The 6,055-nt window shown below is 65.9% G+C and carries 8 protein-coding genes and 1 tRNA gene; 6 read left to right on the top strand and 3 right to left on the bottom strand.

Annotation, left to right across the window (positions count from 1 at the left end):
* The 3 genes from QZT59_RS15745 to QZT59_RS15735 form a co-directional block, all read left to right on the top strand.
* Positions 1–229, top strand: a 229-nt coding sequence (locus tag QZT59_RS15745; RefSeq protein ID WP_290818560.1) for an Rdx family protein, incomplete at its 5' end; no start/stop codon positions are given.
* A gap of 220 nt (positions 230–449) precedes the next feature.
* Positions 450–809: a hypothetical protein gene (locus QZT59_RS15740; protein WP_290818558.1), complete on the top strand. Its 360-nt coding sequence runs from the start codon at positions 450–452 to the stop codon at positions 807–809.
* A gap of 206 nt (positions 810–1,015) precedes the next feature.
* Positions 1,016–1,168 carry a hypothetical protein gene (locus tag QZT59_RS15735; RefSeq protein ID WP_290818556.1) on the top strand — a complete coding sequence of 51 codons (153 nt, stop codon included), beginning with the start codon at positions 1,016–1,018 and terminating at the stop codon, positions 1,166–1,168.
* A 300-nt stretch (positions 1,169–1,468) separates the two neighbouring features.
* On the opposite strand, the gene QZT59_RS15730 is transcribed toward QZT59_RS15735, so the two are convergent.
* The 3 genes from QZT59_RS15730 to QZT59_RS15715 all read right to left on the bottom strand — a co-directional run bounded on the left by QZT59_RS15730 (position 1,469) and on the right by QZT59_RS15715 (position 4,106).
* On the bottom strand, positions 1,469–2,239 hold the full coding sequence (locus QZT59_RS15730) for an MOSC N-terminal beta barrel domain-containing protein (protein ID WP_290818554.1): 771 nt from the start codon (positions 2,237–2,239) through the stop codon (positions 1,469–1,471).
* 1,132 nt (positions 2,240–3,371) lie between these two features.
* Positions 3,372–3,539, bottom strand: coding sequence for a hypothetical protein (locus tag QZT59_RS15725; RefSeq protein WP_290818562.1), 168 nt, complete (start codon positions 3,537–3,539; stop codon positions 3,372–3,374).
* 493 nt (positions 3,540–4,032) lie between these two features.
* Positions 4,033–4,106, bottom strand: a tRNA-Tyr gene (locus tag QZT59_RS15715).
* A gap of 116 nt (positions 4,107–4,222) precedes the next feature.
* On the opposite strand from QZT59_RS15715, the gene QZT59_RS15710 reads away from it, so the two are divergent.
* The 3 genes from QZT59_RS15710 to ftsZ form a co-directional block, all read left to right on the top strand.
* A complete protein-coding gene (locus tag QZT59_RS15710; protein WP_290818552.1) occupies positions 4,223–4,813 on the top strand; it encodes a zinc ribbon domain-containing protein in 591 nt (196 codons plus the stop codon).
* Between the two features lie 287 nt (positions 4,814–5,100).
* The gene (locus tag QZT59_RS15705) at positions 5,101–5,280 is read left to right on the top strand and encodes a ribbon-helix-helix domain-containing protein (RefSeq protein ID WP_290818550.1); all 180 of its coding nucleotides are present in this window, start codon (positions 5,101–5,103) and stop codon (positions 5,278–5,280) included.
* Between the two features lie 2 nt (positions 5,281–5,282).
* Positions 5,283–6,055, top strand: a 773-nt coding sequence (gene ftsZ / locus QZT59_RS15700) for a cell division protein FtsZ (RefSeq protein ID WP_290818548.1), incomplete at its 3' end; no start/stop codon positions are given.

The raw sequence follows: 6,055 nt of genomic DNA, 5'->3' as shown, positions 1-6,055 counted from the left end.
GACGAGCGTCGACATCCAGTACTGCGTGCCGTGCGGCCACCTCGATCGCACACAGGACCTTCAGGAAGCGATCCTCTCGGAGTTCGGCCGGGAGCTCGAGGCCGTCTCGCTCGTGACCGGGGACTCCGGGATCTTTCGGGTCTCCGTCGAGGACGAGCTGATCTTCGACAAAGAAGAGGACGAGTACGATCCGGACGCAATCGTCGAGCGGGTGCGCGAGCGGGTGTGAGTCCCGGATTATTCGGTCCGAACCACTCACCGGTCGGTCGTCGGTCGCCGCGGCCTTCCCGGTCGATTTTCGACACCCGGCCCGTTCCGAGGAGACAGCCGAACCGACGACGGTGACTCGCTCGTCACGCCGGTACTCGACGGCGGCGAAATCACGACGAGTCGGCTTGCACCCGCCGGAGACGCGCTTTCGTCGGACGGTGTGCTACGAGGGCACAACCATGCTCGTCCACCTCCGGCAGTACAAGCACGAGGAAGTGCAGTTCGACGACAACCGGACGACCGGCGAGGCCCAGACCGAAGAGACGCTCGAGAAAGAGTCAGCGGAGTACTTCGGCGCGGACATGGAGGAACTGGACGTCGAAACGTGGGAGACCGTCGAGTACGAGGGCGATCCGATCCAGCGCCGCGACGTGACGATTTCGGGGGCGACCGCGGTCTCCGTGCCGGATCGCCCGACCGACGCGGACGAGTCCGGCCTTCCGGGGCGAGCGATCCAGGTGCGGACGAGCGGCGACGTCGAGTCGATCGATCGGGCCGAGATCGTCGAAATTCAGGATGCGGACCCCGACCGATCCTGATCGGACGAATCGCTCCGGAAGCCGCTGGTCGCGAGGGCCACAACCGACGCCGGCTCGCTCGTCCCGGTCGCGTTCGATACCGGTCTCGCTCGCCCCGTCTTTCGGACTCGACCGGGATATCTGTCGGAAATGGCCACTTTCGACAACGACCGGACACAGAGTTTATTTATCGGCGGGCGGAATGATGAAAGACACGGGGATTGGGGATGTCTCTCGCCGACAGGCGATCCGCACGGAAACTCGTCCGCGAGTTCATCGAACGAGACATGGTCCCGCCGAACGTGGAAGACGAGGTCGTCGAGCTCGTCGAGAACGAACGGCCGCTGCGCGCACTGGCCGTCGTGCTCGAGGCCCGGTGACGGGTTTCGGAGCCCCCGTCACGTTCCACGGTCGCGGGCCGATAGCCGGCGGATTCTCCGAACGGTTTGCGTCGGGTTTTTCGGACGGTGCGTCTGGTGTCTCCGGAAGGTTCGCGCGACCTCGCCGTCGACGGTACCGTCGCCGGGGATCGTCGTTCGGACGCCGACCAACAGGGTGACGACCACGTCGACGGCGTCGGTTTGTCTGAGCGTGGATGACGATCACGTCGACGGCGTCGGTTTGTCTGAGCGTGGATGACGATCACGTCGACGGCGTGGGTCGGTCGAACGGGCCGTCGGTCAGTCGAGCACGTCGACGGCGTCGCCGACGCGAATCGTCCGGCCGCGATCCGATTCGGGAACGTCGGCGATGATCGTCACCGCGTAGAGGTGCTCGAAGGCCGCCTCGTCGACCCCGTCGGGCAGCGACTCCCGCCGCTTTTCGAGGAATCGCTCGCGAAATTCGGGGGTCGGCTCGCCCGTGTCGGGATCGCGCTCGGGCACGACGCACCGACCGCACGGCGTGACGCCGTCGAACCGGACGCCGCCCGCCTCGAACGCCGGGGCGCCGTCGCCGACGAACCGGTCCTCCCAGAACGCCGGCACGCCCCCGATCTCGACGTTCGTCCGGAGCCGTCGTCGGGCGCTCTCCACGGTAACCTCCTCGAACCAGGACGCGACCGCTTCCAGGGTGGCCGTACTGACGACCGAGGGCCCCATCTCGCGCCGATCGACGAACCCGAGCGACGCGTCCCGCCGGAGCGTCGCCTCGACGTCGAAGAACTCGCCGAACCAGGCTTCGACTCGCTCGCGGTCGGCGGGCAGCGAGAACTGCCGGCGGTCGCCCGCGCGCGTCTCGACGACGAGGTCGCCGGTCCGCGGGTCGAAATCGGTCGAGAGCTCGTGGATCCGCTCGGTCCGCTTCCCGTTGATCACGTCCCCCTCGGCGTCGAAGAGGGCGTACTCCCGATCGCCCGCCAGCGTTCCCCCGGTCAGCATCTCGGCGGCGTCGACGTCGACTCCGTCGAGCCCCTTCACCGGATACACCCGAAGCCGCTCGACTCGTGCCATCGGTGGGTAGATCCGTGCCGTCGGACATAGGTGTTCCTCGTTCGGCTGGTGGTTCTCGCACGCAGTTCTTGCACAGTCGACGGAGCGAGTCTACGCGATCGCTGCAGCGCTCCCGCTCGTCGTTCTCGACGAGGCGGCGCACGAGCGACCACCTCGCTCGATATCTCATCCAACGGAACCGGACGGTCCGGGACCCCAACTAGTTGGGACTGGCGCTGAAGTGTGGTCCGTCCCTACCGCCGAAATGCCCGAGGGGCAGGTGGTGTATACCCACCCCCGTTGATTCCAGCAACGATCCTCCCTCTCGGGTATTTTCCACCGGCTGGGGAACGCCGATCAGCATCGCCGAGGGACCACCCGGACGGCGGCCGCTCATCTCCGGCCCCGAGGGCGGCCCGCTCATCTCCGGCCCCGAGGGCGGCCAGCTCCGTATCCGACGTCGGGACGAATCGCTCGTGGCCGTCGGTGGACGCGATCCCGACCGCCGGCCATCGCGACCCACCGTCCTCGAGCCGCTCAGTCCCCGGCTGCAGGGCTCGACAGCCCCGTACTTGGATACGGTTCTCTAACAGGCGAGATTTATGTTTTTGGAAATGACATCCCGGTCTATGAGACATTCTGACCAAGTCAGATACGTCGGGTGGATTGTAGTGGTCTGTCTGCTCGGGGTCGGGGTGAGCGGCGCCAATTACTATCAGGATCCCGGAATAGCGACGACCTGGTTTACGTGGGCGATACTCGCACATTTGGTCTTTCTGAATTACAGACTTAAGCTGGCCATCGACTGAGCGGATACCGCATCTTGTCGGATCGGCCCCGTCAGTGCACGGACGGCCGTCGGCGAAGGGTTCGCGCTCGGTCTCGTCGGACTCGGCAGTCGATCGCGCGTCGCGCCCGAGACCGTCGGCGGCGAGTCGTCGGCGAAGCTCGTTGTTAACGCGTTCCGTCTCGAGGAACCGGGCCTTCCCGCATTGGCGCGGAGGCAGGAGAACTTTCCCGCCGTCCCACTCGGTCAGTCGCGCCCAGCCGGCTTCGTCGACGGTACCGTCCGCGACGAAGGCGAGCTGGTCTCGCGCCTCGACGTAGTCCGGCGAGAAACGCGTCGGCAGGTCGCACGGATCGACGGGGCCGCTCATGCGTCCATCACCACCAGCAGCGGGACGGCGCTCAGAAGCGCCAGCACGGTCCCCAGGACGATCCAGCCGGCGGTGGTCCTGACCCCGCCCGGCGGCGAGAACGGGCGACTCGCCGCCGTGGTGGCCGTCGACGACCTCGGGATCGGGAATCGAGACGTCGACACCCGCGGTGCTCCCGCGCGGGAGGCGTCGGTAGGAATCGCACTCACCGCAACGGTGGGTGACGCCGTCGTTGTCGCCGTAGACGCGCCGGAACTGGTCGGTGACGTAGCGACCGCAGTTCCGACACACGGACGGATCGGCCCGGGCGTCGATCTCGACGCTCACGCCGACCACCCCAGTTTTCGACTACGAATTTCGCGAGCGGGCGGGGACCCGGAACTGGATACCAGTTCTGCTCCGGAATCGGACCCAGATCGACCGGTGACGATACCGATGGTACACGCTCTCTCGGGTCCGTAAACTACGGAATACCGTTCTACTACACTTCGGCGAGAATCCGAGTCCGCCCTCCCCGATTCGAACAGATGGAAGACGTTCCTGCTCGCCTCGCTCCGCTCGGCTGTGCGGGCGTGCGACTTCCGTGTTCGAATCGGCTCGGGATGGACGTTTCGCGATCCGCGGACTCGCTTCGCTCGTCGTGTAGATCGCGAAAAGTCCGCCCTCCCCGATTCGAACGGGGGACAAGCCGATCTACAGTCGGCTGCTCTACCAGGCTGAGCTAAGGGCGGGCACCCGTAGGTAGCAGTCGATTCCCAAATAAGGGTTGTTATTCGGCGTCGGACGCGTCCGACGGCGGGGAATGATTTTTATACGAGAATGTGGATGACTGGCGTAGCGACCGGCAATGGGCAAGATTACGTTCCGCGCGGACGACGACCTCGTCGACGAACTGGAGGCGTTCGACGTCTCCAAGAGCGAGGTCATGCGCGAGGCGCTCCGATCGTATCTCGAGCGGAGGCCGTCCGACGCGGTCGACGGCGCGCCGTCGGCGGACGAGGTCGAGGGAGCGTCGACGCCGTCGATCGACGCGCTGGTCGAGGACCGCATCGAGGAGACCCTCGCCGACCGGACGGCGGGTCGAGGGACGCGCGACTCGCCGGACGTCAACGTGCGCATCACGGTCGACGCCGAGGGCGCGCGCCGACCGACGGAAGCGAGCGATCCCGGTGTATACGCCCGAATCGACGGGGGTACCGGGGTGGACGTCGAGCGCGACCCTCGCGGCGCGTCCGATCACTCCGAACCGGCGGCGGACGCCGCCTGCGGACAGTGCGGGACGAGGATCGACGCGGACCACGTGTACTGTCCGAACTGCGGCGAGAAAGCCGCCCACCGGGTGTTCTGTGAGTGCGGCGACGAGGTCCGCTCCGACTGGGCGTTCTGTCCGTCCTGCGGCCGTCGAACGCCGGCGGCCGACGTGCTCGATTCGCGATAAGCTCGGTCCCTGGGGGCCGCCGTCGAAACACTCTTGTGAGGCCGATTCGATGCATTACGACAATCGGCGACCGGTCCGTCTCGACGACTGTCGTAAGACGCCGACCTATAAGAAGCCAAAACATTTATATTGCACTACCCAGTTGGTAGCAGTCGCGTAAGACGGTCGTCTTACACCCGGATCCCGGGCGGCCAAACCGGTCGCCGTCGGTGGGTCAGCGGTGTAAGACGCGGCGCGTCTGACAGGGGCGCTCCGTCTTACTCGAACGCGACACGGGGAATACAACAATGGAGCGTGTGACACTGCGAATTCCGAAGCAGCAGATCGAGGAGGTCGAACAGCTGGTCGAAACGGGCGAGTTCCCGAACCGGAGCGAGGCGATCCGGTCGGCGGTCCGTGAGATGATCAACGAACAACAGGACGGCCGCCACGAGCGGACCGGCAAGCGCAACTGGGCGAAGGTCTAACGATGCAGGATATCGTTCAGGACGCCCTCGAGAACGCCGAGGCCGAAGCTCGAGACATGGACGTCTCGATGGACGACGACGAGTTCGGCGACCCACGAATCGTCATCATCGGCTGCGGCGGCGCCGGTAACAACACCATCAACCGGCTGTACAACATCGGCGTCGAAGGGGCCGACACGATCGCGATCAACACCGACAAGCAACACCTCAAGATGATCGAGGCCGACACGAAGATCCTCGTCGGCAAGTCGCTGACGAACGGCCTCGGCGCGGGCGGGGACCCCTCGATGGGCGAACGTGCCACCGAGATGGCCCAGTCCACCGTCAAGGACGTCCTCGGCGACGCGGACCTCGTGTTCGTCACCGCCGGCATGGGTGGCGGCACCGGCACCGGCGCCGCGCCCGTCGCCGCGAAGATCGCCAAGGAGCAGGGCGCGATCGTCGTCGGGATGGTCTCGACGCCGTTCAACGTCGAGCGCGCCCGCACGGTGAAAGCCGAGGAGGGCCTCGAGAAGTTGCGCGAACAGGCCGACTCGATCATCGTCCTCGACAACAACCGGCTGCTCGACTACGTCCCGAACCTCCCGATCGGCAAGGCGTTCTCGGTGATGGACCAGATCATCGCCGAGACCGTCAAGGGCATCTCCGAGACGATCACCCAGCCGAGCCTGATCAACCTGGACTACGCGGACATGTCCACGATCATGAACCAGGGCGGCGTCGCGGTGATGCTCGTCGGCGAGACCCAGGACAAGAACAAGACCGAGGAGGTCGT

This window comes from Halovivax sp. (assembly GCA_007119345.1).
GTDB lineage: Archaea > Halobacteriota > Halobacteria > Halobacteriales > Natrialbaceae > Halovivax.
This window is presented reverse-complemented; position numbering and strand designations above follow the sequence as displayed.

Bases quoted from the DNA above. Each gene is read 5' to 3' on its own strand.
- QZT59_RS15740 (WP_290818558.1), top strand. From the start codon at position 450: ATGCTCGTCCACCTCCGGCAGTACAAGCACGAGGAAGTGCAGTTCGAC.
- QZT59_RS15735 (WP_290818556.1), top strand. From the start codon at position 1,016: ATGTCTCTCGCCGACAGGCGATCCGCACGGAAACTCGTCCGCGAGTTC.
- QZT59_RS15730 (WP_290818554.1), bottom strand. From the start codon at position 2,239: ATGGCACGAGTCGAGCGGCTTCGGGTGTATCCGGTGAAGGGGCTCGAC.
- QZT59_RS15710 (WP_290818552.1), top strand. From the start codon at position 4,223: ATGGGCAAGATTACGTTCCGCGCGGACGACGACCTCGTCGACGAACTG.
- QZT59_RS15705 (WP_290818550.1), top strand. From the start codon at position 5,101: ATGGAGCGTGTGACACTGCGAATTCCGAAGCAGCAGATCGAGGAGGTC.